Source organism: Singulisphaera photorubra (assembly GCF_045290345.1).
In the GTDB taxonomy this organism is placed as follows: Bacteria; Planctomycetota; Planctomycetia; order Isosphaerales; family Isosphaeraceae; genus Singulisphaera.
Genome location: NZ_CP155447.1, coordinates 6,821,747 through 6,847,521 on the forward strand (window position 1 = coordinate 6,821,747; position 25,775 = coordinate 6,847,521).

At 63.0% G+C, this 25,775-nt stretch carries 16 protein-coding genes, 1 tRNA gene and 1 pseudogene; 9 read left to right on the forward strand and 9 right to left on the reverse strand.

The annotated features are described in order from the left end of the window. The first annotated feature begins 11 nt into the window (after positions 1–11). A complete protein-coding gene (locus V5E97_RS25595; RefSeq protein ID WP_406694423.1) occupies positions 12–4,196 on the forward strand; it encodes a non-ribosomal peptide synthetase in 4,185 nt (1,394 codons plus the stop codon). 37 nt (positions 4,197–4,233) lie between these two features. On the opposite strand, the gene V5E97_RS25600 is transcribed toward V5E97_RS25595, so the two are convergent. Beyond that, the gene (locus V5E97_RS25600; protein WP_406694424.1) at positions 4,234–5,433 is read right to left on the reverse strand and encodes an ISKra4 family transposase; all 1,200 of its coding nucleotides are present in this window, start codon (positions 5,431–5,433) and stop codon (positions 4,234–4,236) included. Positions 5,434–5,462: 29 nt separating this feature from the next. On the opposite strand from V5E97_RS25600, the gene V5E97_RS25605 reads away from it, so the two are divergent. Next, the gene (locus V5E97_RS25605) at positions 5,463–5,783 is read left to right on the forward strand and encodes a hypothetical protein (RefSeq protein ID WP_406694425.1); all 321 of its coding nucleotides are present in this window, start codon (positions 5,463–5,465) and stop codon (positions 5,781–5,783) included. 54 nt (positions 5,784–5,837) lie between these two features. On the opposite strand, the gene V5E97_RS25610 is transcribed toward V5E97_RS25605, so the two are convergent. From V5E97_RS25610 to V5E97_RS40490, 3 genes are read right to left on the reverse strand one after another with little or no spacing between them, the layout of a single operon-like run. Then, entirely contained in the window at positions 5,838–6,821 is a 984-nt protein-coding gene (locus tag V5E97_RS25610) for a hypothetical protein (protein WP_406694426.1), read from the reverse strand. A 41-nt stretch (positions 6,822–6,862) separates the two neighbouring features. After that, entirely contained in the window at positions 6,863–7,552 is a 690-nt protein-coding gene (locus tag V5E97_RS25615) for a DGQHR domain-containing protein (RefSeq protein WP_406694427.1), read from the reverse strand. Further along, entirely contained in the window at positions 7,450–7,902 is a 453-nt protein-coding gene (locus V5E97_RS40490) for a DNA sulfur modification protein DndB (RefSeq protein WP_475297055.1), read from the reverse strand. Before V5E97_RS40490 ends, V5E97_RS25615 begins: the two co-directional genes overlap by 103 nt. Before the next feature lie 910 nt (positions 7,903–8,812). Between V5E97_RS40490 and V5E97_RS25620 the strand changes: the two genes are divergently transcribed. Further along, on the forward strand, positions 8,813–10,144 hold the full coding sequence (locus tag V5E97_RS25620) for a thioesterase domain-containing protein (RefSeq protein ID WP_406694428.1): 1,332 nt from the start codon (positions 8,813–8,815) through the stop codon (positions 10,142–10,144). Positions 10,145–10,151: 7 nt separating this feature from the next. Here the strand turns inward: V5E97_RS25620 and V5E97_RS25625 are convergent, their stop codons facing one another. Further along, positions 10,152–10,577 (reverse strand): hypothetical protein, encoded by a 426-nt coding sequence (locus V5E97_RS25625; protein WP_406694429.1) that lies wholly within the window; start codon positions 10,575–10,577, stop codon positions 10,152–10,154. A 284-nt stretch (positions 10,578–10,861) separates the two neighbouring features. Then, positions 10,862–10,934: transfer RNA gene (locus tag V5E97_RS25630), tRNA-Thr, on the reverse strand. Positions 10,935–11,452: 518 nt separating this feature from the next. Here V5E97_RS25630 and V5E97_RS25635 point away from each other — a divergent pair. After that, on the forward strand, positions 11,453–12,298 hold the full coding sequence (locus V5E97_RS25635; protein ID WP_406694430.1) for an alpha/beta hydrolase-fold protein: 846 nt from the start codon (positions 11,453–11,455) through the stop codon (positions 12,296–12,298). Positions 12,299–12,355: 57 nt separating this feature from the next. Here V5E97_RS25635 and V5E97_RS25640 read toward each other — a convergent pair whose 3' ends face one another. Beyond that, positions 12,356–13,105, reverse strand: a complete 750-nt coding sequence (locus V5E97_RS25640) for a hypothetical protein (protein ID WP_406694431.1) — start codon at positions 13,103–13,105, stop codon at positions 12,356–12,358. Between the two features lie 310 nt (positions 13,106–13,415). Further along, positions 13,416–13,937, reverse strand: a complete 522-nt coding sequence (locus V5E97_RS25645) for an HD domain-containing protein (protein WP_406694432.1) — start codon at positions 13,935–13,937, stop codon at positions 13,416–13,418. 191 nt (positions 13,938–14,128) lie between these two features. Here V5E97_RS25645 and V5E97_RS25650 point away from each other — a divergent pair, with 191 nt between their 5' ends. From V5E97_RS25650 to V5E97_RS25670, 5 genes and pseudogenes are all read left to right on the forward strand, one after another. Then, positions 14,129–14,743: an FMN-binding negative transcriptional regulator gene (locus V5E97_RS25650; protein ID WP_406694433.1), complete on the forward strand. Its 615-nt coding sequence runs from the start codon at positions 14,129–14,131 to the stop codon at positions 14,741–14,743. A gap of 239 nt (positions 14,744–14,982) precedes the next feature. Then, complete coding sequence (locus V5E97_RS25655; RefSeq protein WP_406694434.1) at positions 14,983–15,168, forward strand: YezD family protein; 186 nt, start codon at positions 14,983–14,985, stop codon at positions 15,166–15,168. 124 nt (positions 15,169–15,292) lie between these two features. After that, on the forward strand, positions 15,293–16,510 hold the full coding sequence (locus V5E97_RS25660) for a DUF1559 family PulG-like putative transporter (protein WP_406694435.1): 1,218 nt from the start codon (positions 15,293–15,295) through the stop codon (positions 16,508–16,510). A 107-nt stretch (positions 16,511–16,617) separates the two neighbouring features. Next, positions 16,618–19,290, forward strand: coding sequence for a PSD1 and planctomycete cytochrome C domain-containing protein (locus V5E97_RS25665; protein ID WP_406694436.1), 2,673 nt, complete (start codon positions 16,618–16,620; stop codon positions 19,288–19,290). A gap of 78 nt (positions 19,291–19,368) precedes the next feature. Beyond that, positions 19,369–20,777 (forward strand): annotated as a pseudogene (locus tag V5E97_RS25670) (DUF1501 domain-containing protein). Between the two features lie 182 nt (positions 20,778–20,959). Here V5E97_RS25670 and V5E97_RS25675 read toward each other — a convergent pair. Continuing rightward, entirely contained in the window at positions 20,960–25,594 is a 4,635-nt protein-coding gene (locus V5E97_RS25675) for a LamG-like jellyroll fold domain-containing protein (protein ID WP_406694438.1), read from the reverse strand. Positions 25,595–25,775 lie beyond the last annotated feature (181 nt).

The following is a 25,775-nucleotide window of genomic DNA, read 5'->3' on the forward strand; positions in this document are numbered from 1 at the left end:
ATATCGCAGACATGGGCATATCTCAGGAATCGTTAGCGGGTCTTTCGCTGGCCGAGAAGCGCATGCTGCTGGCGCAGTTGCTCCAGGAGGAGCGGGCGAGCCGGACGGCGGTTTTCCCCCTGTCGCACGGCCAGCGTGGCTTGTGGTTCCTCTACCAGATGGACCGGCGGAGTCCGGCCTACAACGTCTGCTACCCGGCGCGGGTTCGCTCGCCGATCGATCTCGACGCCTTTCGTCGGGCCGCCCAAACGCTGGTCCAGCGCCACCCGAGCCTGCGCACGACCTTCGAGGAACGCGACGGCGAGATGCTCCAACGCGTCCATGAGAACTTGCCGGTCCCCTTCGAAGTGATCGACGCCTCCCCGTGGAGCGAGGAGACGCTCCGCACCCGTCTGGAAGCCGAAGCGCATCGCCCGTTCGACCTCGAGCGTGGTCCCCTGTGGCGTATGCACCTATTCACACGAGCGCCCAACGATCACGTCCTGCTCCTGGGAGTCCACCACATCGTTGGGGATTTCTGGTCGTTGATCCTGGTGATCGAGGAGATGCAGTCGCTCTATCCCGCCGAGTGTCGGGGCCAGCCCGCGTGCTTGCCGGCCCCTGGTCAGCAATACCACGACTTCGTGCGCTGGCAGAACGACCTGCTGGCCAGCCCGGACGGGGAGCGGCTCCGGAATTACTGGCATCGGCAGTTGGCCGGGGCCCCGACCGTGCTCGAGGTGCCCACCGACCGCCCCCGCCCGACGTTGTTCTCGAACCGAGGGGGTGCCGAGCCCTGGCAGGTCGGACCGGGGCTGGCGCGCCGGCTCAAGGCCCTTGCGGCGTCCGAAGGGACCACGCTCTACACCGCCTTGCTGACCGCGTTCCAGGTGCTCCTCGGCCGCTACACGGGACAGGACGATTTCCTGGTCGGCTCCCCGTTCGCGGGCCGGAGCCGAGCCGAATTCGAAGGCGTGATCGGCTATTTCATCAACATGCTTCCCTTGCGAGCCAACCTGTCCGGCGACCCTTCCTTTCTCGCCCTGCTCCGCCGCACGGGGACCACGGTGCTGGATGCCCTCGGACACCAGGATTACCCCTTCGCCCTCATCGTCGAGCGTGAGAACGTCGCGCGCGACCTCAGCCGGCCCCCCTTGGTCCAGGTGACGTTCACCCTGGAAAAGGCGCAACGCGCCCAGCGACTCGGAGCCTGGCGCTTCTTCCTGCCCCCCTCCGGGGCCAAGCTCACCGTCGGCGGCCTCCAGATGGAGCAGTATTACGTCGAGCAGCACAGTTGCCAGTCCGACCTGGAGATGGTCTTCGAGGAAGGGGACGGCACGCTTGAAGGCATGCTCCGATATAACGTCGACCTATTCGAAGCGGCAACGGTCCGCCGGATGGTCGGCCACTTCCTCACCCTGCTCCAGAGTGTCGCCGACGGGCCGGACCGGCGTCTGTCTCAGCTCCCCTGCCTGACAGAGCCCGAACGTCGCCTCGTGCTCGACGACTGGAACCGGACCGAGGTCGATTTTCCCAGGGATCTCTGCCTCCATCATCTTTTTGAACACCAGGCCGCCCGGACCCCCAACGCGTTGGCGTTGCAGAGCGACGAGGCGTCCCTCACGTTCGCCGAGTTGGAGGCCCGGTCGAATCGCCTGGCGCACCGCCTCCGACGGCTGGGGGTCGGCCCCGGCGCGTTCGTCCCCCTGTTCCTGGAGCGCTCGCCCGCGCAGATCGTGGCGATCCTCGCCACGCTCAAGGCCGGCGGCGTCTACGTCCCGATCGACCCGGGCACACCGGCCGAGCGGATCCGCCTGGTCCTGGCCGACACCGCCCCTGCGGTGGTCCTCACTCAACACTCACTCCGGGGCCGACTCCCCGAGACCGAGGCCGCGTTGCTCTTCCCGGATGACCCGGCGCTCGCGCCCGAGGGGGATGACGACGACGCGACGCGCCCGCCCGACAGTGGCGTCCGGAGCAGCGACCTCGCCTACGTCATTTACACCTCGGGGTCCACGGGCCGTCCCAAAGGGGTGATGGTCGAGCACCGGGCCATTGTCAACACCGTCCACTGGCGTGACCGAGATCTCACTCTATTTGCCACCGACCGCGTGCTCTACAACCTGTCGTACACCTTCGATCCCTCGCTCTGCATCATCTTCCCCACGCTCGCGATCGGCGGAGCCTTGGTTCTGGCTGCGCCCGGCGAGGAGCACGACCCCCGCCGCTTGCTGGAACGCGTGATCCGGGAGCGGGTGACGGTCCTCGAAGCCACCGCCAACGTGCTCCGGCTGATGCTCGACGACCCCCTCTTCGACGCCTGTCGCGACCTGCGCGGGATCTACTGTGGCGGCGAAGCGATGCCGACGGACCTCCCGGCCCGAGTCCTCGACCGGCTCAATGTCACGCTCTCCAACCTGTATGGTCCCACCGAGGCGGCCGTCGACTCCACCTGGTGGGCCTGCCGCCGCGACGACCCACGCCCCAGTGTCCCCATCGGCCGGCCCGTCGCCAACACCCGGGCCTACGTCCTCGACCCGGCCCTCCAGCCGGTGCCTCCCGGAATCCCCGGCGAGCTCTACCTCGGAGGGGCGGGACTGGCCCGTGGCTACCTCAAAAACCCGGCGCAAACGGCCGAGCGGTTCCTCCCCGATCCTTTCAGTGCCAGGCCGGGCGCGCGGCTCTACCGCACGGGCGACCGCGTCCGCTGGCTGTCGGACGGCACTCTGGAGTTTCTGGGCCGGCTCGATCACCAGGTGAAGGTGCGCGGCTTCCGCGTCGAGCTGGGCGAGGTCGAGGCCGCCTTGATGAGCCACCCGGCCGTGCGTGAGGCCGTCGTCATCGCCCAGACCGGCGCGGGCAGCGATTCGCGGCTGATCGCGTATGTGACCGGCGACGGCGAACTCCCTGCCCCCGAGGCCCTGCGGCGTTACTTGAAGGATCGCTTACCCGATCACATGGTCCCCTCCATCTTCGTCCCGTTGCCCGCCTTGCCCCGCACGGCGGGCGGCAAGGTCGATCGCCGCGCGCTCCCCACGCCCCCCCAGCAGCGCCCCGACCTGGACCGCCCCTACGTGGCCCCCCGCACGCCGCTGGAGGAGTTCCTGGCGGGACTCTGGCGCGACGTCTTACACCTCGACAAGATCGGCGTCGAGGACCATTTCTTCGAGCTGGGCGGAACCTCGATCCAAGGAGCGGTGCTGATCAACCGGATCCAGAAGGCGCTCGATCAGCCGGTCTACGTGATCGCGTTGTTCGACTCGCCGACCATCGCCGACCTGGCGCGCCACCTCGGCGCCTCGTATCCCGACGTCGTCGGCCGCCTCTTCGGTCCGAGCTCGCTGCCGGCCGGGCCCGCTCAAGCCGTCGGGGCCGATCCCACTCCAGCGCAGGGCGGCTTGATCCTGACCTTGCAGCCGGAGGGGTCTCGTCCTCCTTGTTTCATGGTTCACCCGCCGGGGGGGATCGTCGTCTGCTACCAGGCTCTGGCGCAACGACTGGGCCGGGATCGCCCCTTCCACGCCATCCGTGCGCGCGGCCTGCACGACGAATCGGAACCGCTGCCGAGCCGCATGGAGACGATGGCCGCCGATTACCTGGCCGCCGTCCGAGCCATTCAGCCGAGCGGGCCGTATTACCTCGGCGGTTGGTCCGTGGGCGGGCTCGTGGCCCTGGAGATGGCCCAGCAGCTCCGCGCCGACGGCGAGCGCATCAACCTGCTCGCCCTGCTCGACACCACCCCTCCGAGCCCCCCCGGCGCCCCCCCCCTGGACGACGACGCCGGCCGCGAGTACGGCCTGGACATCTCCCTGGAACAATTAGCGACCCTTGGCCCCGATCGCCAGCTCCCCTACCTCTGGCAGCACGCTCTGAAACTGGGCCTGGTAGGTCCCGACGTCCCCATGGGGGTCGCCCAGCAGGTCGTCGACTCCCTGAAACGCCTCTTCCATCACCACATGCTGCTCGCCAGTCAATATGTCCCTCGCCCCTACCCCAGCCGGATCACCCTGTTCCGTCCCTCCGACGCCCCCATCGCGATCGCCACCACCCGCGACCGAGGCTGGGGAAGCCTGGCCGCGACCGTCGAAGTCCATTTCGTCCCTGGCCAGCACCACAGCATGGTCCAGGAACCCCACGTCCAGGCCCTGGCCCGCGTCTTCGCAGATTGCCTGCAACGGGCGGAAACCTACCACTCGGACACCGTCTTGCTCAGGTAGACAGAGTTCATTCCGTTAGGGTGTAACCCGCTGAGCGCTACGCCGCATTTTTCCCATACAGCCTGGTTTGTTCGCTATCGATCCGTTTTTCTATGAAGACGTCCCATTGATCGTTCAGGTAGGTCGCACGGAGATGGAGCATCGCTTGGGCACCCGAAACCATCCAGCGCATTCCCGTCTGCTCCATCCGATCTTTGACCAAGTGGCGGCAGGCTCCTTCGGCCACACCGCTACCGATCGGACAGAACGCATTCAGATATTCGTTGCACTTCATGTGCTCACGATTGTTCTCCAGGTAGGTGATCACCGACGTCAACGTCTTGCGCCGCGAGCCTTTGAGCTGATGCTTGGCCAATCGCTGGCGAAGTCCGCCGATGACGTAGCCGACACGACCTTCGAGCAATCCCCGGAGTCGATCCGCGACGAAGGCCTCCGCAGCACCGCTCCCTTCGGCGTGGAAGCAATGGGCCGCGGTCCAGAGCCGTTCCATCACATGGAACAGGTCCAAGATCCCCACCGCTTCCGGGAAGTAGACCCGCTGCGCTTCCCACAACGCGCGCTCGCCGTCCATCACACAGCCCACCGGTTGATCGTGGCCGACGTTGCGAAGAGTCAGGTCCTGGAACAGGGCGCAGAAGATCGCATCCTTGGCGCCGATCGGTTCGCCTTCGAGGTCGCGGCTCATCTCGGCCCAGACGTGCTTATGAGTCGGCTCGGGGCGGTCGTCGCTGCCACGGTCGCGGAGCACCTCATCGAGGACGTCATCGGGCGTCCGCACGAACGGCTTGATGCTGTAGACCGCACCGACGCAGGCCATCTGTTTCTTGTTCGCCTTCTCCCCCTTGGTGCGGCGATGGTGGGGCTTGGTGCCCTCCTGGGGCGGGCGACGCATCGGCACCCCCTTGCCATCGGCGGTGACCACCAGGATTGGCCCTTCGTCGACGGCCGGCGGCGGCTCGAGCGCCTCCCGGAACGGGACCACGGCGGCGGCCATCTCCTGGTTCATGCGTTCGAGGGTATGCACGCCGAGTCGCAGGCGGAGCAAGGTCTGGAGCGATTCGGCCGCCTCGGCGAACGATCCCTTGAGGGAAAACCGCTGGACCCAATCCTCGACGACATAAGAGAAGTCACCCCCGGGCAGGCCGAGGGATTCGTCCAGCGGGGCAAGTTCGATCCGTTGTCCCTCGCGGGTGCCGTAGACCACGCGAGGGAGAGTGAGTTCCCCAAAGATCGCCACATAGCGGCGATCATGCTTCTGAGGGAGCGGTGGACCGTTCGGCCGTCAACGGTCTCGGCCGTTGTTCCGAGGTCCCCATCGCCGTGGTGCGCGATGAAGAGATTCAAGAGGGTCAATCCGAGATCGAGCAATTGCGCCAGGAGATCGCGTTCGACCTGATCGATCCGCCGAGAGGCTACGGCGGCCGAGTGGACCGATTCAATCAGTTGATTGAGTTGGACTTGAGCCTTGAGGAGAGCCTGCTCTTGATTCATGATCATGGCGGTTCCCTTGGTCGGGGAGAACATTCTGGTGTGGTAACCGATGTTCTGCCGCAAGGGAGCCACTTTTTCCATCCCCTATCGTCGTAAAGTGTTGACAGAGAACAAAGTCAACAGAGCGGGCGGCGGGTTACACCCTAATGATTAGTAGCAGGGCCAAAGGCCCGAGTCGCAGTAAAGTCCTTCGCCTCTCAAAAACCGCCCTCGATTATGCTTCCACCTATTATCAAGGCTGTTTCTATTTAATAAATCTTCATGAAGTTCAGAAACAAATGCATGAAGAAGAAAAGTAAAATCGACAAGCATTCGACTGACGATCTTTGGATTCTGAATGACTGAAGATGCTGAGCGGGTCAAGGCAATATTGTTCTCCAGCCTGTCGATCAGGTTTTCGACCGAAACCCGTTTGTCCCCCTTCAAGTAATCGAAGTTACCCAACACGCGAGTGCGACGAATCGTATCGTATGCGAAACCAGGTCTGTAATTGACCACGTTACGAAGGTCGCTTGGCCAATGACTGCCAAGCTGAGTCGCTGATCGTTCAAAACATGCAAACAAGCGTTCTTCAAGTCCATCAAATGTTCCGGCTTGAAATTTACTCAGTTTTGCCTTGCATATTTTAAAAAACAACTTCCAAAGATGCTCATGGAGGCGAGATTCCTTAGATTTGCACAAAATCACTTCTCGTTCCGTGCTATTCAGTTTCGATCCACATGCTAAGCCGAAAGTGCCAGCACCAACCTTCTTGACAGGAGGATTGGGTGCGGCTATAGAAAATCCTTCTACCGCTTCTTGGTCCAAGTACCAGACTGTCTGTCCGAGTAATCGCGTAAGAGAAAGGGCGAGAAAAAAAGACCAGTAGTAGAACGTAACAACCAGCCAAGCCGGACTGCTCCAATCTTTCATATTTATAGTTCTATAAATTAAAACCTGATGCTCTGCTGCATGGTCAAGTAAATGCTCGGCATCGCTCAAAAGAGCACTACCAATTTCGACGTTCGCCGTAAGCAGTGAAAACTGATTCTTAGTGGCATCTGTTACAGTATAATATCCAGCAGTCCGCCATACACGAAGGGGCACTGGATCGGCGTACCTAAATCTACTGCCGACAGGAATTGCATCCAACATTTCCTGTCGGAACTCTTGCCAAACGTTGGATTTGGGGACGCTCACAGTAGTTCTTCCGAGATTGGAAGATTCTTACGCAAGGCAGTCTGCATCAGGGCGACAATGGCCTTTTTGCTCGGAAGGGTCTTGCCAATCGCACCTTTGCCGAAATCAAGTGAAGCTAGAGGCCGAATCACTCTTTGGATGGACTCCTTCTTTGCATTCCCGTGCAAAGCCATCGTGCTTCGAACAACTTCATCGATTGTTTCAAAGATTGCTTCAAAAAAAGCAGACTTCTGAAGCAATCTTTTGTCGGGAAGCTCGGCTTCAAACGCATTGAGGTAGTTAAGGACAAGTTTGTATCTGGTGGGTTCGTCTGCTTCGAAGAGTATCCCGCTGCCGATTGCTGTGCTAAGTGCCTTATTGAATGTCACTCGGGAGATTTTTCCAGAAAGCGATTTGGTCGCACTCAGCTTTCCCGCAAGGGGAGATTTTGCGTCTCGCTGGAGTCTGTCGAACATCTCTCTCAAAATTTGTTCTCTCGACGACTCGATTTCAGCAAGGTGCTTGATATCCAACAACAAAGCGGCTGGCACTCCACGTTGATTAGTATTGATATCAATAAACAGTCTAGCTTCTTCAGCACGACTCAGCCCTTCGTAGATCGCGACCGGCACGCGGTGACGCTGACTACATTTTTGATAGCCCCACAATCTGTGTTGCCCATCGAGCACCAAGAATGCCCTGGGCACGCGTGCAAAGGAGATGCTCTTCGTCTTACGTGTATATGCAAATTGGCTGTATCTTGAGCCGAAAGAACAATATTGCTTGGGATTGATCCTTGTCCTCTGACCAAGTATGCTGCAATATCGTCTGCTCGCGACTCATTCAAATTTCGCTGGAATCCAGTAATTGGCTCCTCGTCTCGCCTTGCAACGAAGCAACATGGGAACACGTCATCGACAGGAATAGTCGAGAAATAGAAGCGGTGCTGGTTTTGTGTAATGAGAAGAGCGGGGTATGAAAATGTCTTTTTTGGTTTCTTCGCTGATGCTCTAGATTCGTCGTCAGTTCCTTGTGGTCGCTTTGGGCTGGGTGACACTGGGTTAAACTCCAAATTTGGCTACCTAATTTGAAGAAGTGTTGCACCTAAACCCTCGCTAGGCAAGTATTCATCACAAGTCAAACTCTAGAAAGGCGTTACGGCAAATCGCAACCGAATCGCTGAGCCGCAACAATGCTAAACTCCGGCATAACCCCCTATTCATGAGTGACCCCCTATTCATGAGTGCGATAGCCTCTGCCCCACAACGGCCGACCAGCCCGCTTGAGCCTCGCCTGACACTTGTGGTATGGTCCGGTCAAGAGTGCCCACTGCGTTCGCTGACCGAGTGGCTAAGTGCGGGCCGAGAATCATGGCCCAAGCCGGGGGATAAGTTGTTGTATTACCGTCCACCTAGCGATTCCGACTGAAAATCCGGCAGGCTCTGATGGCGGTAGCCGTGTTCGCGGTTGCCTGTGCTTGGCCAGAGCGGTTCGCCATGGCGTCCATCATGTTCCTCAGCAGACTCTTCACTCTCCGTGTGATCCTCAGCGAGAATAGGATGGTCCATCGGTTGTTCGAGTTGTTGATCGTAGCGGCCATTCTCGGGTGTGTCGCCTCGTTGATGCTTTGGTAGTCTCGGCCGTCGTGGGTGTGGTCGGTCTTGGCGGTTTGGAAACTGACAAGGTCGTGCCGCCGCCTGCTCTCACGTCCCTGCTCCTCTGGCCGGGATCGTCGGCTTTCTGGTGCTCGCTGGCTGCAAGTACGGCTCTGGAAGTAACTCCACCGTGATGCTGGCTGAACTCTCAGCCGATTGGCCTACCGCACCCCTGATGATGATGTGGGCCTTCGGACGTATGCCAGACAGGCTAACGTCGAATCGGATTGGGGGCAGGGAGGTTTATTGTCGTTGACTCATTCCCCTGGAAGACGACGGTCTTGCTTCGTCTCAGGACACGGCGAGGAGACGGTGAATGCGATTGCCCCGCGTAAGACTCCGAATCAGTCCCCTCATGATCGCAGTGCTGATCTTGGCCTTGGTGGCCGCTCTGGCTGTACAAAGGGTGTGGAGAAAGGGGACGGAGCGAATATCGGCAACGTCGATCGCCGCGCGCTCCCCACGCCCCCCCAGCAGCGCCCCGACCTGGACCGCCCCTACGTGGCCCCCCGCACGCCGCTGGAAGAGTTCCTGGCGGGACTCTGGCGCGACGTCTTACACCTCGACAAGATCGGCGTCGAAGACCATTTCTTCGAGCTGGGCGGAACCTCGATCCAGGGAGCGGTGCTGATCAACCGGATCCAGAAGGCGCTCGATCAGCCGGTCTACGTGATCGCGCTGTTCGACTCGCCGACAATCGCCGACCTGGCGCGCCACCTCGGCGCCTCGTATCCCGACGTCGTCGGCCGCCTCTTCGGTCCGAGCTCGCTGCCGGCCGGGCCCGCTCAAGCCGTCGGGGCCGATCCCACTCCCGCGCAGGGCGGCTTGATTCTGACCTTGCAGCCGGAGGGGTCTCGTCCTCCTTGTTTCATGGTTCACCCGCCGGGGGGGATCGTCGTCTGCTACCAGGCTCTGGCGCAACGACTGGGCCGGGATCGCCCCTTCCACGCCATCCGGGCGCGCGGCCTGCACGACGAATCGGAACCGCTGCCAAGCTGCATGGAGACGATGACCGCCGATTACCTGGCCGCCGTCCGAGCCATTCAGCCGAGCGGGCCGTATTACCTCGGCGGTTGGTCCGTGGGGGGACTCGTGGCCCTGGAGATGGCCCAGCAGCTCCACGCCGACGGCGAGCGCGTCAACCTGCTCGCCCTGCTCGATACCACCCCTCCGAGCCCCCCCGGCGCCCCACCCCCGGACGACGGCGCCGGCCGCGAGTACGGCCTGGACATCTCCCTGGAACAATTAGCGACCCTTGGCCCCGATCGCCAGCTCCCCTACCTCTGGCAGCACGCTCTGAAACTGGGCCTGGTAGGTCCCGACGTCCCCATGGGGGTCGCCCAGCAACTCGTCGACTCCCTGAAACGCCTCTTCCATCACCACATGCTGCTCGCCAATCAATACGTCCCTCGCCCCTACCCCAGCCGGATCACCCTGTTCCGCCCCTCCGACGCCCCCATCGCGATTGCCACCACCCGCGACCGAGGCTGGGGAAGCCTGGCCGCGACCGTCGAAGTCCATTTCGTCCCTGGCCAGCACCACAGCATGGTCCAGGAACCCCACGTCCAGGCCCTGGCCCGCGTCTTTGCAGATTGCCTGCAACGGGCGGAAACCTACGAATCGGACACCGTCTTGCTCAGGTAAACAGAGTTCATTCCGTTAGCGCCTCTTTCAAGGACCGGCAGAGTTCCTTCCTACGACCAGAGCAGCTGACTATGAGTCCCTGCAGGACGTTCGTGGTGACCAGCAGCTCGTTCTCGACCGCGAATCGGAAGGCGCAGAGGATCCGTCCGATCCGCTCGTTGATCGTGCGTCGGCAGAGGCCGGAGTCGATCATCACCTGACTAACCAGCTTCAAGCCCTTCGGGGAGAAATCCCGCGCGGGCGTGCTTCCGTAGAGCCGCCTAAGCGGCCTCAGGGCGAAGCGGATCTGGTCCTGCTCCCCGGTCGGGGTGCAGTCGGTACGGCGGTAGTATTCCTCGGCGTGGCGCAGGTACGCCAGGACGAGTTCGTTGATCGAGGGCCCCGGCGACGCGGCCGGATCGGTACTCGGCCGTCCCGGCAGGCGATGGCACAAGGCGGTTGGCTCGCCATTCGGCGATGAACCGGGGGTAGCGTTCCCAGCTCTCGGATGAGCCGTACTTGCCCAGATAGACGTCCCGGCTGTTGCTCCGGACGACGGCAAGATTCTTCGGCTTGAAATGCCAGTACTTGGGTGAGCTGGCAGTGGTATTCGGCATGGCGGTCCTGGGGTCCCAAAGATTTAGGGAATACCAGGTACTACCGACTTTGGACTTTCGGGCCGCGCTATCGATCGTCGGCAGGTAAGCGAAGTGCTTTCGGCGAGGGGAGTTATGAGAAAGCCACCTCAGGGACTCGAACCCTGGACTTCAGCTTTACGAAAGCTGCGCTCTACCAACTGAGCTAAGGTGGCATGTATCGTGATTTTCGTTGAGAGGATAGCATAGCGAAATTCGCGTGAGACTCAAAGAGCAATGATCGCCTAACCGGTCATTTTTTTCCGGAAAGACCAATCACCACAAGAGTCTCATGGCTCGTCTCGCCACAAGCCGTTCCGCTCGTCGAATCTAAAATTACTGGAATCCCATGATGGTGGCAAGACCGGTCTCAGCCAGCGAAGAAATAGGGAAGCGTCAACCGGCCAAGAATAGGGGGGAATCTCGGGTCATCCCAGGGCAAAAGAACGCATCAACAATCCACGATTACTCAGCGGCCAGAATCAGAATTCTCCCGCAGGGCGGGCACAGCTTACCATCCCTATCTCCCTGTTAAACCTGAGGTTAAGATGGTGGGCCGTGCCCACCCTACGGGAATTGCTAGGCCGACGATGATGCCATGGCCGATCGCATTGAAGTGGAGAAAAACGGGTTCGGCGAAGCTTTACAGCAGCGGCACACTCCGTCTGGCTCACCTTGAGAAAGGCAAGATTCAATGGCCAAGTTCCGCGGCTTCGGCCTGGTCCTGATCGCAGCCTCAACAGCCCTGGCCGACGAGCGCCCGCCGTTGATTTCCGAAGCGAGGCGCAATGAGCAAGGGGTCCTCATCCACTCGGTCGAGTCCCCCTACCAGGCCGGGTCGACCGAGATCCGGGTTTTGCTTCCGGACGCTCGGGAGAAGGATGCACTCGCCCCGGTGATCTACCTGCTTCCGGTCGAGGCCCGCAACGAGCACAGGTACGGTGACGCCTTGGCCGAAGTTCAACGGCTTGAGCTGCACAACCAGCTTGGGGTCATCTTCATCAGCCCCACCTTCTCCGAGCTCCCTTGGTACGCCGACCATCCCACGAAACGGCAAATCCGTCAGGAGAGCCACTTCATCAAGGTCGTCGTTCCCTTCGTGGAGGCCACCTATCCTGCGCAAAGGAGTCGGGACGGCCGCCTGCTGCTTGGGTTCAGCAAGTCGGGCTGGGGAGCGTGGAGCCTGCTCCTGCGGCATCCTGATCTCTTCGGCAAGGCCGCCGCCTGGGATGCTCCCCTCATGATGGACCGACCGGGCCAGTACGGGTCGGGCGAGATCTTCGGAACCACGGAGAACTTCGAGGGCTATCGGATCACGAACTTGCTGAAGCGCCGGGCCGACGACGCCGAGTTTGGCCCCCGCAACCGACTGATCCTGCTGGGTTACGACAACTTCCGCGCTCACCACGAACAGGCACACACCCTGATGTTGGACTTGAGAATGCCCCACGTCTACCGAGACGGACCGAAGCAGGCGCATGCCTGGGACGGTGGCTGGGTCCGCGCGGCGGCCGAGTTGCTGCGGAACGAAGCACGGTGATCGAGAACAAGAGCCACTGAAGCCAGGCGACTCACCCTGACCTGCCCTGCCCCGTCGTCAGAAATCCAGGAGATCCGCCTTGGGCTTCGGCAACCTGGCTCGGATGTATCTGACCAGCCGCTCCTGGTCCTCGAACCGGACAGTTTGGAGGTCAGGCGTCAGCAACGCCCGCCCGCCTTGATCCTTGAGGACCGGCCGGATGATGACAGGCCGGCCAAACGTGTCGTAACGGGTTTCGATCTCGCAGGTGGCGATCTCCGACCAGGGAACGAACCTCCGACGGAAGCAGAAGCCGGTTGGGCAAGCGAGGATTCCCTCCCCATCGGCACAGACTCGACCCTTCCTTTTCTCACACCAGAGGCCAATGGCGATCGCTCCGAACAGAGCGATCAGGCCCAGGCTGTAGCCCCAGTCGCTTCCACTCATCCGATCATGAGGGAGGAAGAGGAAAAGGACAGCCAGGGTCATGACACAGATCCCCAAGCACATAGCAATCAGCCCATGATACAACGACCTGGAGCCGTAGACCTCGAGCACATCCTCGCCGCCAGCGATCCCCTCGGCATGAGCGATGGTACGACCACGCACCTCGACCGTCTTACCGCTGCGAGACCTCCCCATCCGTATCAGCAAGGCGTCGACAACCCGGGTTGAGAGAATGGCATTTGCGTACCCCAAACCAGACACCCACAAGCCCGCCTGGTTCCACCGCAAACCCAGGGAATAGAAAATCACTGCCAAGAGAACGAATTCCAGGATGGTGAACCCAATGACGCTTAAAAAATGAAAGCAAACGAATGCCGGCATCGAAATGGTCCTGAGTGGTTGATCCGGCGATCGTTCCCAGTCATCCTGTTCCCATTCCGGTTCAGGCATACAGACAACCTCACATGGCCGATCGAGGGTTCCTACCAACAGCCCAATTCGCACGCTTCAATTTCTCAGATCCAACCGACTCGGCCCGTGTCGTGAAGCCTGAGAGCAATTTCACAAAACGGCCATTCCCATTTGTTGTTTCACGAATACCACAAGCCTACAAAAAAACAATGCGGGCGGGGCGCACGCGGTTCCATGCAATGGATCACACGCGAAGCCAGAGGCGGGTTCTGGCTTCACCTCAGGGCAAGTCGATACCCCATTCGCTTTTCACTCGCTCGGGAACGAAGTGCATGATCCCCCTCGCGTGGGCCCACCGGATCGTCTCGGTCCGCCTGGCGGCCTCGGTGCAGAGGCGACTCGGGTGCGGGGTGATGCCGACGCGCCCAAGGTCCAGTCGGTCGGAATCCCAGCAGGTCTGGATCGTGACGTCGGGGTGGGTCCGTTCGTGAGTGTGGCCGGAACAAGCCCGGTGCAAGAGTTGGAAACGATGGCTGGAAAGGTCAAAGTGCCGGCCCTGGAGTGTTCGGGCGAACTCGGCAGCGCGCGGACCGTGGTCGGGATCCGTGAATTCATTGATCCGCCGCGAGTCATGAAGTACCGCAAAGAGCGAAACGATCTCGAGATCGGCCCCGGTCTCGCTGGCCAGCTTGAGCCCGTTTTCAAGGACCCGGGCCCAATGGGCAATGCCGTGGTCACCGTCCCAGGGAAGTGCGTAGTCGTCGAGGACCTCACGAAGGATCAAAGAAAGGTTGGAGATCATGACATCCTTGCTCGACAACGACTTTCAGGGTATGCCGGTTCCGCGGGAGCAACGCACTCCCGAGAATCGCCCTGGGAACCAACCTCCCGAACCGAGACCTCCAGAATCGTGTCGGTAGGCACAGCCAGTCAAGCGGGACGCCTCCGTGGGCCGATTCCGCGGACCGCGAGCAAGCTCGGAGCCGGACACACGTGTACGCCCCTCCTTTCAACGTCGAGAATGACACGAATAAGCTGCATGAATTCATGCGGACAAACAGCTTCGCCCTGGTGACGACACAGGCTGAAGGGGCGCTCGTGGCCAGTCATTTGCCCCTCATGCTCGATCCCGAGGCCGGGACGCATGGGCACTTGATCGGGCATATGGCCCGGGCGAATCCGCAGTGGCGCCAGGTGGTAGGAGAGGCCCTTGCCGTCTTCTCCGGTCCCCACGCCTATATTTCGCCCTCGTGGTACGAGGCCGAGCGGATGGTGCCAACCTGGAACTACGTGGCCGTCCACGCCTACGGCACGTTCCAGGTCATCCAGGAGCGAGAGGGCCTTCTGGAAATCCTCCGCAAGAGCGTGCAAACCTACGAGGGTTCGCGGGAGTCGCCCTGGAATTTCGACGAAACAGGCTCACACATCGACGCCATGCTCAAGGCGATCGTGGGCTTCCGTATCGAGATTCGGAAACTCGAAGGAAAGTGGAAGCTGTCTCAGAACCACCCTGAGGAACGGAGAGTACGGGTGGTTCGCGCCCTCTCCGAACAGTCCGACGAGAATTCGAAGGCCATCGCCGCCCTCATGGCCGAGCCGTTGGCTTGAGTCTGACTCGGCAGTCATCCGTTCTCGATCTCCCCAAATCGGATTCGAGAAGCAAAAGTACGTTCCTCATGGAAACCAATCTCTAGTAATCCGATCAAGAATGTCAATATTAATCTTGACCGGTCGATTTCGGCTGGGAATAATGTGGCTCATTGCCACAAATAGCTGGCAACAGATGCAGAACGTGTTGATGGGGCGAGAGATTGAGATCCGGCCCAGCGAAATCGATGAGGTGATCGATGTCGAACAAGACGATCTCGGTTCGTGATGACGCACGAGCCAGCCGGGGAACGCTTGCCGCGGACTTCGACCTGGAGCAGGTACGTCAAGCCGTCGGCGGGATTCGATTCGGCGAGGTCCGCGTCATCATCCAGGACGGCATCATTGTTCAGATTGAGCGCATTGAAAAGCAGCGGCTTCGCTGAGTGGTCCGCTCGCTCACCCTCTTGATTCCTGTCGCCAACTCGACATCGGGAGGCGTGTTGAACTTCAGCCCCGCAAGTTGCTGACTGGTTTTACCAGAGGCACGCGGACCTGTCGGAGTTTCACATGCCCGCTCTCCTTCCGAATGGCCGGCCCTCGCCGGTCCCGATCTTCGTCCGTTTGCGTGCGCCCTGGATGACCGCGAACCGCGTTTCGGACGATCGATTCGTCCCGCGCCGTCGGGATGGGTTCACCCTCATCGAACTCCTGGTCGTCATCGCCATCATCGCGGTGTTGATCGCGCTCTTGCTTCCGGCCGTGCAAGCGGCTCGGGAGGCGGCCCGTCGGATGCAATGCGTCAACAATTTGAAGCAGATCGGGCTGGGGCTTCACAACTACCTTTCAAGCAACGATTGCTTCCCGCCAGGCGCACTCCCCCTCTATCCTGACGGAAATCTCCAGTCGACAACCTTTGCCAATAACCGCGGCCCCAGCGTTCACGCTCGGATCCTTCAGCACGTCGAGCAAGCGGCGCTCTACAACGCCCTCAATTTTTCGGTTCCCATTTTCAATGAAATCAATGGCAACCTGATGAACCTGACGGTTTCGACCTCGACGATCAACACGTTCCTTTGCCCGTCGAGCCCCGGAACCAGTTGGACGATTCAAGGGGCCGGAGCCGGATCCAGCCTGAACGGCAAAAAGGCGACCGGCAACAGCTATTTTGCCTCATTCGGCTCGAGCATCGAGTTCGCTGCGCAACAGGCCAACGGTCCACCCAATGGCCCCTTTCCTTACATCGGCACCAAAGGACACGTCACCACCATCGCCGAGGTCCTCGACGGGACGAGCAACACGATCGCCTTCGGCGAGTGGAAAACCGGCAGCGGGGTGAACAGCCAGCAGTCGATTCAGGACGTCATCTTCGTCGGCTCATTTCCTTCGGGAACCAAGCGGAACGACGGGACGCTCATCATGCCGCACCCGACCCTCGTCGCAAACCTCCCGGCCTGGTTAGAGCAGTGCGGACAGTTGTGGAGATCAGGCGGCGGCCGCCAGGGCAAGACACCGACACTCGGCGAAGCCTGGGCGTTCGGCCTGGTGGGCTATAGCCAGGGCAACCTCTTGCAGGGGCCAAACGCGAAGTACCCCAACTGCAACGCGGCGGCCAGCGGCATCCAAAACCCCGGCATCTTCGGCCTGAGCAGCTATCACGCTGGGGGGGCCAATATCTTGCTGCTCGACGGCTCGGTCCGATTCCTCAAGGACAGCGTCAGCACCCCGACAGTCTGGGCCCTCGGCTCGATCAAGCAAGGCGAGATCATCTCCGCCGATTCGTTCTGAACACCACATCTCCAACCGCTCGCCATATTCGGATGAATCCTAGGGGCCACGACCGGGGAGGGTCGTGGTGCACACCTGGAAATTGAATTCAAGGAAATGACACGATCATGAATTCTCTTGGCCGAACGATGGTTCCACTCTTGCTATCCCTCATCGCCGACGCACCCGCGACGGCCGACCAGGCGTCTCCCCGCGACTCCGCGGCGGCGTTGGAGTTCTTCGAGAAGCGGGTCCGGCCGATCCTGGTCAACCAGTGTTACACCTGCCATTCCGCCAATACCAACTCGAAGGGGGGACTGCGGGTCGACGATCGCAACGGCTTGCTGCAAGGGGGAGCGAGCGGGGCGGCCGTCGTCCCCGGAGATCCGGAGAATAGCCTGCTCATCCAGGCCGTGCGTCAGCTGGAGGATGCCCCGAAGATGCCGCCGAAGAAGCGGCTCTCTCCGGAGGAAGTCGCCGACCTGACGAAATGGATCAAGGACGGAGCGATATGGCCCGAAGCGCGGTTAGCGGCGGCCCCGGGCAAGCCCAACGCGAAGTATGACAAGCTGCGTGAGACCCACTGGGCGTGGCAATCGCTCGCAAAAGTCACAGTCCCCGACGTGCGCGGGGCCTCCTGGGTTCGCGACGACCTCGACCGGTTCATCCTCGCCAGGCTCGAAAAAGAAGGGCTGAAGCCGGTCGGCGACGCCGACCCGCAAACGCTCATCCGCCGCCTGACGTTCGACCTGACCGGGTTGCCGCCGACGCCCCAAGAGATCGCGGCGTTTGTCAACGATGACTCATACGACGCGCTCGATAAGGTGGTCGACCGCCTCCTGGCATCGCCCGCGTTTGGAGAACGGTGGGGCCGCCACTGGCTGGACGTCGCCCGGTACGGAGAGTCCACCGGGTCGTCGCGAAATATCCCCTACCCGCACGCCTGGCGTTACCGCAACTATGTCATCAACGCATTCAACAAAGATAAACCGTACGATCAATTCATCCAGGAGCAGGTCGCCGGTGACTTGCTGCCCACCGGCTCCACGGAGCAACACAACGAGCAGTTGGTTGCCACCGGATTCCTGGCCTTGGGGGTCAAGGATGTCAATCAGCGGTTCAAGATCCGGTTCATCATGGACAACGTCGACGAGCAGATCGACACCGTCAGCCGAGCGGTGCTGGGGGTGACGGCAAGCTGCGCCCGCTGCCACGACCACAAGTTCGACCCGATCCCGACGGCCGACTATTACGCCCTGGCCGGCATCTTCCAGAGCAGCGACCTGTGCGCGGGGGTCCGAAGCAAGATGGGGGGCGGCGGGCTCGAGTACTACGACACCCAGTTGCTCCTCCAGCTCGGTCCCAAATCGGCCACGACGGCCGTGCCCACCGAGAAGCTCGAGGCGGCGACCAAGGCCGTGGCGAAGGCCCGCGCTGAGTTCGTGGCGATTCGTGACAGTGCCGAGTCCGAGAAACCAGGTCCCGACGGCCGTCCCAAACGGGTCATCGCCCGCCAGAAGCTCAACCAGCTCCAGGCCGAATTGATCGCGCTGACCGACCCGGCAGCCAACGGCGACAAGCTTGCCTTCGGAGTTCGCGACGCCAAGTCCGTCAGCGACACGCAAATCCGGATCCGGGGAGAGGCTGAGAAACTCGGGCCCACCGTGCCCCGCGGCTTCTTGACGCTCTTGCAGTTCCCCGAGCCCCCCAAGGTGAACCCAAGCCAGAGCGGCCGGCTCGAGCTCGCCCAGTGGTTGACCAGCGCGAAGAACCCACTCACTCCTCGGGTGATGGCCAACCGGGTCTGGCAGAACCTGTTCGGCGAGGGCCTGGTGAAGAGCGTCGACAACTTCGGGATCAGCGGCGACGTCCCTTCGCACCCGGAACTGCTCGACCACCTGGCCACTCAATTCGTTCGCGATGGCTGGTCGGTCAAGACGCTCGTGAAGCGTCTGGTGTTGAGCCGAGCGTACCGCCTCAGTTCCGAAAACGCGACAGCCAACGCCTCTGTCGACCCGGGCAACCGCCTCGTCTGGCGGCATAGCCCACGTCGACTCGACGCCGAGGAGATCCGCGACGCGACCCTCGCCGCGGCCGGCACCTTGAACTTGACGCCTCCCGAAGCCTCACCCGCGAAGGACATGAAGGTCATCGAGATCCGCAACAACGAGCCTCGGGCCAGGGAACTCGCGAAGGCGGCGCGGGAGAGCCACCACCGCAGCCTCTACTTGCCTCTGCTCCGGCAACTGACCCCCACTTCACTCGAGGTCTTCGACTTCGCCGAGCAGGGCATGGTGACCGGCCACCGCGACACGACCACGGTCGCCACTCAGGCCCTCTACTTGCTCAATGACCCGTTCGTGCGGCGCGAGGCGTTGAGCCTGGCGGAGCGACTGCTCCAGCGGACCGAACTGGACGACAAGGCCCGCATCGACCTGGCCTATCGACTGACCGTCAGCCGCCCGGCGACGGCCGACGAAATTGCCAGGATCAACGGATACCTCGCCGACTACGAGTCAGCCGCGAGCGTGGCGATCGCCTCGAATTCCGGCACTCCCAAGCCCCAGTCGGTCACGTTGGCCAGCCTGACCACCGAAAGCACGTCCGACGCCAATTCCCAGACCACGCCCGGCACAGCCAATAAGAAGAAAAAGCCGGCGCCGGAGAATCCGGATGACGTCGAGGCCGAAGACGAGCCGGCCGAGGAAGAGAAGCTCCCGCAAGTCGACGCCAAGACCACCGCGTGGGCCAGCTTCTGCCAGGCGCTGCTGGGGACCGCCGAGTTCCGCTACGTCCCCTGATTCGAGCCGGCGAACCGACTTCTCATTGATCTATTTCCCACTTCCTCCAGGCGTGCTGTTCATCAAAAGGAATCTCCCATGTCAGAGCCCAGAGCAGAGGACCTGATTCTGAACAGGTTGACCCGCCGGCAGGCCCTCAAAAGTACCGGAACCGGGTTCGGTTACCTGGCCCTGGCCGGCCTCCTCGGCCAATCCGGCGCGAAGACGGTCCGGGCGGCAAATACCGCCCCGGCGACCGCTCCCAACCCGCTGGCTCCCAGGCCGGCGCACTTTCCGGTCAAAGCCAAGCGGATCATCTTCCTGTTCATGAGCGGTGCGATGTCTCCCATGGATACCTGGGAGTACAAGCCGCAGCTTCAGAAAGACGACGGCAAGGTCGGTCCGGGCGGAGGCACCTTGACCGGCTCGAAGTTCAAGTTCCGCCAGTACGGTGAGACCGGAACCTGGGTTTCGGAACTCTATCCGCATGTGGCGAATCAGCACGTCGACAAGCTCTGCTTCATCCGCGGCCTGCATACCGACACGCCGGCCCACCCCGAAGCCGTGATGCAGCTCCATACGGGAGCGGCCCTGGCTTCGCTCACCAGGCCCTCGCTGGGGGCCTGGCTGATGTACGGCCTCGGGTCGGAGAACCAGGACCTCCCCGGTTACGTGACCGTCAATCCGCCGCCCAACTTCGGCGGAACCGCCAACTACGGTAGCGCATTCCTCCCCGCGCATTTCCAGGGCACCCGAATCAGCGATAATGGCGTCTTGCCGAACCTGAAGGCACAGGTCCAGAAACCGCTTCAGCGCAAGCAGATCGATCTGATCCAGGCCATGAACCACGACCTGGCCTCCCGATCGGGTGCGCCCGACCAGCTCGACGGCGTGATCCAGTCGTACGAGCTCGCCTTCAAAATGCAGGGGAAGGTGCCCGAGCTCCTGGATATCTCCAGCGAGCCACAGCACGTGCTCGACGCCTACGGAGTCAAGCCCGGCCCCGCCGGCAGCTTCGCCCGCCAATGTCTGATGGCACGGCGGCTGAGTGAAGCGGGGGTCCGGTTCGTCGAGATCTGCCAGCCCGGTTGGGATCACCACACCAACCTTCACAACGGCCTGATCCGGAACTCGGCAATGACCGACCAGCCGACCGCCGCCCTCCTGACCGACCTGGAGCAGCGCGGACTTCTCGACGAGACGCTGGTCCTGTTCGGCAGCGAGTTCGGCCGCTTGCCCACCGCCCAGGAGTCGACGGTCGCGACCACAACATCATTGGCTACCCGATGTGGCTGGCCGGGGCCGGCGTCAAACCGGGCTTCTCCCATGGCGGCACCGACGAGTACGGCATGCACGCCGTCGAAGGCCGCATGCACACGAATGACCTACACGCAACCATACTCGCCCTGATGGGCCTCGATCACGAGAAACTGACCTACCGCTACGCCGGACGCGACTTCCGGCTGACCGACGTGGCCGGAAACGTCGCGACCGAGATCCTCGCCTGAGCAGATCGATCCCCGCGAGAAATCAACGGTAAACCCAGGGCGATCGGTCCGAGCTTCTCAAGAGCTCGGACCGATCCCGTTCGGGCCAGGACGGGTTGGGCTTTCTCGGCCGCATCGTCATAGACGATCACACGGAACAAGATCTCAACACATAAACACAAACACATTCTCACGCATCATTGTCAGCGTAGGGGTTGTTCCTGGTCCTTTGTCGGTTCGGCTGGCGGGGGAAATTGGCACCAGAGGGACTGGGACATGCTGGCCGGATAGCGGAGTTTCAGCAGGAGCCGGTTGACGCCCGCCTTGAGCGGCAAGTCGATCGTGAGCCGCTCGGCGAAGTCGGCGGAGTGGAGCCAGAGGGCCAGCTCTCGGCCGTTGAGGATGACTCGGGCCGCCTGGGGACCGGTGAGCACCAGGGGTTGGACCGAGTCTTCCTTCGCGTCAATCTCACCGTAGGCGTAGAACACGGCGGCCTCGGATGGCGTTTCGAGCCCGAGTTCTGCTGTCAGGCTCAGGCCGCCCCAGGCGGGCTCCGGCAAGGGCTGCCGCCAGCGCAGGTCATGGTCTCCGGATCGGATCGACGCCTTCAAGTCCACCGGTTCCGTCTCATCGAAAAAGGGGCGGCGAATGCCGTCAAGCCGGTCGTCGGGGAACGGTCCCAGGAGGTACCAGTCGGCCCTTGAGTGGGCGGCGGTTTGGAACGCCTCGGTGTCCGGGGCAGGGAGCTTCATGCTCTGCACGAGTTTGAGAAACTGGGGCTGGCTGTCTGGGCCGAACGCGAGATCGAAGACGGCCGATTGCAGGGAGACCCAGGTCTGCCTCGGGTTGAGCCGGACCAGAGCCGAGGCCAGGGCCTGCCGCCGGTCATCGGGCAGCAGGTCGTTGCCAAGGATTACGTGGGCGGCCATGCGAAGTTGGTTATCGGGGCCACCCAGGCGGCGGCCGTCGCGGTCAAGGTAGTCTCGGAGCAGAGCCGCAAGCCGGGGATACTCGCGAAGCTGACGCGCGACCTCCGCGCCCGGGTCGTCAGGCTTGGCCGCGGCCGCGAGGGTCGTCAGGGCCTCGGTCAGTATTCGAGTCCGGTCGGCGTCCTTGTCCTTGCCCTGATCCTTCTGCTTGTCCTGATCTTTGTTCCCGGCGTCGGCAGGCGCGGCGTCCCCCTGGTCGTGGACCACCCGGCTGGAGGACAGGGCCAGCGGGGCCAGGATCGCGGCCAGGTGGGTCAGCCCCTGGCGTCGGGCGTAGTTTTGCATCAAGACGCGGGCCTCGTCCTCGCGGCCTTCGGCCCGGAGCGCGACGTACCGGGCGCCGGTCACGCGCGCCAGCAGGTCGGCCGCGTCGGCCTGGTCGTTGGGGCGGTCGGCGCTGGAGACTCGCCCCTGGTTTTTCTGGGCCGTCTGGGCGGTGTTCAGGGCCTCCAGGGTCCGGCCACGTTTGAGGGCGGCGTCCGCAAGCAGCAGGTTGCCAGCCCGGCCGGCCTGGAGGCGGTCCTTGAGATCCGGAATCGGCTCGGTGTCGCCCGTGCCGTCGACGTATTCGCGAACGGCCTCGGCCGCGACGGCGTAAGGCTGCTGGCGGGCGAAGTCGCGGAGCAAAGTGCGGGCCTGATCCTGGCGGCCCGCCTTGAAAAGCGCGGTGGCCTCCCATGACAGGAACGAGGCGCCTGGCGGATAGCGCAGCCGACCGGCCTCGAAGAGCATGATCGCCTGGTCGAGTTGATTCGCCTCGGACAGGGCCCAGGCGTAGCGCATCACAGCGTTCGCCTGGAAGCTCTGCGCCGCGGTTGCCAGGACGGCGCGGAGCTCGTCGGATTCATGCCGCTCTTTGTGGATCGTGGCCATCCGCAGCAGGGCGCCGACCGGTGCGAGCGACTCCAAAGGCCGTTCAGCGAGCCTGGCCAGGGTGGCCAACGCCTCATCCGGCCGACCGTCGTCGAGGAAATATTCGGCCAGCGCGCGGTAAGGGGCGGATGCGTCCGGGTCCTCGTCGATCAGGGTCTTGAAGAGCGTCAGGCCCCGCGCCTCGTCGCGGATCGCGACATCGTGCAGCAGAACTTCAGCCGCCAGGCGGCGGACGTCGGCCGACTCCGGCGCCTGGTTGAGGGCCTGGTCCAGCCGTTTGCGGCGTTCCGGACCCTGGACCTGGCGAACCCAGAGCCGGACGTTGCGCTCGTCGTAGGGGTTCCGACTGTAGGCGACGGGCCGCTGCACCTCACGCCAGGGGAGATCCCAGGACGGGAACCGGCGGCGGGCGTCGCGGTACAGGTCGGCTTTGTAGCCCGGCTCCAGGAAAATCACATCGTAATACCCCTGGTCGAACGCAGGGTCGAGTCTGGGCAGGGTCGGCGGCCAGGGGAGCGTCCCCTTGGCCGCCTTGTTTCGTGTGAGAAAGAGGGTGGCCCAGTGCGCCGTCATCGTGTCGTAGCCACAGGTCTCGATCAAGGGGACGAGGACCGCACCCGCCTCGTCGGGCACGCCCAGGCTCTGGACCAGGAGTTGCAGCAGGACGTTGAAGCCGGATTGCGCCTCGACGCGGGCGAGCCGCCGAACCAGGAGCGGATCAGGCGCGGAGGCCAGGCCCGGCAGGTCAATCCCGCTGGGGGTCCGGCCAGTCGCGGCGCTCAGGCGATGTTCGAAGTCGATGACGGCAGCCAGCAAACCGAGAGCCTGATTCTGGTCGAGCCCGGCCACGCCCAGATTCAGCCCCAGGGCGGCATTAACGGCCCGATCGATCGCGTCGGGGGCGTTCTCCTGGTCGGCCAGGTCGGCCGGCTCGCCTCCGGCGATCGTCGCCAGGCGTTTGAGGAACTCCTGACAGGCGCGGGCGTCACCAGTCGCCCTGACCGACTCCCAGGCCAGGATGCGAGCCGCCTGGACCAGGCCGGGGACGAGCGCCCCTGAGGCGATCCGGCGGAGCGTGCCAACCCCAGACGTCCCGGCGGCCTCGGCGACCAAGGCGGGGGCCGACGAATTGAGCGGGTCGAGCTCCCAGGCCTCTTCGAACGCCTGCTGCGCCAGGGGGCGTTTGGCGTTGATCAGGCGGATCCGGCCGCGTGCCAACGAGTCGGACGCCAGCTTGCCGTCGGCCGCTTCGGGGAGCCGTGACTCCTCTCCGGCGGCGAGCGCCAGGACCACCTTTTGCGCGGGAGACCAGGGATGGTCGGCGTCGGCCAGCCGCAAGGCCGAGGCGCGGGCGGCGAGGTAGTCGGGAACGAACCGCGCGATCAAGGCCCCGGTCAAATCGACTTCGGGCGTCGGGCGGTCGAGCAAGAGGGCGAGGTTGAGCGCGGCCCGCGCTCTGACCAAGGCGGCGCGGTCGAAGGTGGCGTAGGACCGCGACGGCGAAGTGCCGAGCCATGCGTACGCCTCCGCCAGCAGCCGCCAGGATTTGGCCGCCCGGGGTTCGGCCCGCGCGGACTCGGCGGCGTCGGCCGCCGCCCGGAGCAATGCGGACGGATCGCCCAAGCGGAGGTGTTCCTCCGCCCGTCGCCAGAGTTGTCGGACAGGCTCGGGAGCCTGGTCGTCGGCCAGCCCTTTGAGTTCGGCCTGCCGGTCGCCGTTGACGAGGAGTTCAAAGAGGGCGAGGGCGGCAGAGCGCTGGGCCTGATGGTAAGCGGCGGCCGATTGCGTCTTCAGGTCGATCGTCCGCGTCCAGGGGGGGTGGTCGGGCCGAAGCACCCGCAGATTCAAGCGGGCCGGAGGCAACCGGTTCTCCGGGGTGTCGCCCCCGACCGGCTCGATGAACCCGGAGACGACCGCCGATGCGCCGCTGGTCTTGAGGATGCGGTCCAGGGTGCCGTCGTCGAGCCGGTCCCGGTGCGGGAACCCGGCCGAAGGGGCGAGTTCCAGTGCCCGCGCCTCGGTCGCGACCGGCAAGGCTCCGGGACCGTTGAGCAGCCAGGCGGCGGTCAGGTGGAACCCCTGCAGATCGATCGGGTCGGCAAGCATTTCGGCCAGACAACCGAACGGAAGGACGACCACGGGCGCGGGCGGCGGCTCGGCGGGCGTCGAGGCGGCGATGGGCGAACTTTGGGCAAGTTTAGGCGGTTCATCAAGCACGCGCCAGACGCAACCGGCGATCAAGGCGTCGTGGCTCCGGCCGCTGGAGTCGCGCAGCAAGGCCCCCTGGCCTTCGGTGAAGTCGTACCGCAGGACGTCCGTCTTTGACTCGGCCGGGGCGTCGATCCTGGGGGTGAAATTCTGCTCGTAGAGCCGGTCTTCGCTGATCCTCGCGAACGCGACTTGCCCGGCGAACCGATGATACCGCTGGTCGGCCCACCAGGTGCTCGCCAGGCCGAGCCGGGTCTCGACCGGCACGATGTCATAGGGGGTCTTCGCCCGCTGATAAGGGCGGTGGTCGTCGAGCCTGGAGGCGACGAGCGTGCCGTCGAGGAACAGCTTCATGCCTCCGGCGCCCCAGACTCCGGCGACGTGGTGCCAGCCGGCTTCGAGCCGCGCCGGCCGCCAGGAAAGTTCGGTGGAGACGCCGTCGAGCTCTTTATTGAACGAGAGTCGGCCGTCGCGGAGCACGAGGTTCATGCGGCCGGCGTCGTCGCCGATCAAGGGCATCTGGGCCCCGCCGTCCCAGTGACGGTCGAGCGCGAACCAGAGTTCCACGGTCCCTTGCTTCAGGCCGTCGGGGATCGGCTGACGAAGCCAGACGAAGGACGACTCGCCATCGAACCAGAGGGCATGCCGGCCAGGCGTCTCGGCCTTGGCGGTCAGGTCGGCCCCCGACGCGGGCATGGCCGCCACCACAGTGGAGAGGCCGATGAGGACGGCGCCGAGGCTCTGCGGGATCAGACGGGACCGGGTCATGAGCGGCACTCCGTTTCGGCGGCGAAGCCCGTCCCGGCAAGGAATCCGCTGGCCAACGCCCCCCGACCGAAATCGAACATGGGATCCTGATCCGCGATGATAACCCGGCCAGATCCGCCGCCACAAGGAGGCCACGAACCAGGCCAACGCCGTTTTATTCCCAATCGTGCGGAATCATCCA